This window comes from Mesorhizobium sp. M0768 (assembly GCF_040320195.1).
Taxonomy (GTDB): domain Bacteria; phylum Pseudomonadota; class Alphaproteobacteria; order Rhizobiales; family Rhizobiaceae; genus Mesorhizobium.
This window is the reverse complement of the sequence record NZ_JAMYPD010000118.1, coordinates 1-685: the sequence shown is the minus strand read 5'-3', so window position 1 is coordinate 685 and position 685 is coordinate 1. Positions and strand designations below refer to the sequence as shown.

Below are 685 nucleotides of genomic sequence, written 5' to 3'. Positions count from 1 at the left end.
ACCTTGTGATGGAAGAAGATGAGCAGAAACTGCGGGTGAGGCTTGTCGGTCGGGACGGGCGACGCCGATACGACCCGGCATCGAAGGACCGTCTTGTCTCGGCCTGTCTTGAGCCTGGCGTGTCGGTATCGAGGCTTGCGCTCGAACATGGGGTCAATGCGAACCTTCTTCGGAAGTGGATAAAGAAGCGGGCGGAGACCCAGTCCCTCCCACAGCCCCCACCATCGGCGTTCATTCCGGTTCAGATTGAAAGCACTTCCGATCGGGCCTTGCTGCGACAGAGCAGCATGGCTGCGGTGGATTTGCCGGGGACTTGCGATGGGGCACGTAGGTCGGCATCGAAAAGGACAGCGCCTTTTTCCTCTCCAGCCAAGGTGAGCGCGTCGCTGCCGAACGGCGTGAAGTTGACGCTGGAATGCGGTGATGTGGATGCGTTGACGGCGACCATCGGAGCACTGGGTCATGTTCAGACTGGGCGCTGACCTGAAAGTCTACCTGCACCGCGAGCCGATCGACTTTCGGGCCGGCATCAACAGCCTTGCGGTTCTGGTCCAAGAGACGATGGCGCTCGATCCGTTTGCTCCGGCGGTTTTTGCGTTCTGCAATCGCCGTCGCGACCGGATGAAGCTCCTGTTCTTCGATCGGTCGGGCTTTGTGCTGGTCCTGAAGCGGCTGACCGAGGACA

General features: G+C 60.4%; 2 protein-coding genes. Both read left to right on the top strand.

The window, feature by feature from the left end; all coding sequences use genetic code 11:
- The first annotated feature begins 8 nt into the window (after positions 1-8).
- Positions 9-482: an IS66-like element accessory protein TnpA gene (gene tnpA / locus NKI08_RS34600; RefSeq protein ID WP_352453912.1), complete on the top strand. Its 474-nt coding sequence runs from the start codon at positions 9-11 to the stop codon at positions 480-482.
- The coding region (gene tnpB, locus NKI08_RS34595) for an IS66 family insertion sequence element accessory protein TnpB (RefSeq protein ID WP_352776009.1) at positions 463-685 on the top strand (223 nt) is incomplete at its 3' end. The genes tnpA and tnpB, both read left to right, overlap by 20 nt.

Bases quoted from the DNA above. Each gene is read 5' to 3' on its own strand.
- tnpA (WP_352453912.1), top strand. From the start codon at position 9: ATGGAAGAAGATGAGCAGAAACTGCGGGTGAGGCTTGTCGGTCGGGAC.